Genomic DNA, 238 nt, shown 5'->3' on the forward strand with positions numbered 1-238 from the left:
CTCTATACCGGTGTGCAACTCACGCCCGGTGAGCCACGTGGGCTGGCAGCCGATGCTGGGGCGTTGGAGGAAGCACTGAGTGATGCCGTGCGCGCCTGCCTTAAGGATGGCGCGCAGGCCGTGATCATCGGCGGCGGGCCGTTGGGGCAGGCCGCCGTGCATCTGGCGCAGCGATTCGACGTACCGATCATTGCGCCGATTTCCGCTGCGATGCGCCGGCTGAGCGCCTGCATCGCAG

1 protein-coding gene is annotated in these 238 nt (G+C 67.6%); it reads left to right on the forward strand.

Translation table 11 applies throughout. From position 1 onward, the window contains the following. The coding region (locus tag ACVA58_RS28670; RefSeq protein ID WP_446513620.1) for an aspartate/glutamate racemase family protein at positions 1-238 on the forward strand (238 nt) is incomplete at both ends.

Source organism: Photobacterium sp. DNB22_13_2 (assembly GCF_052873915.1).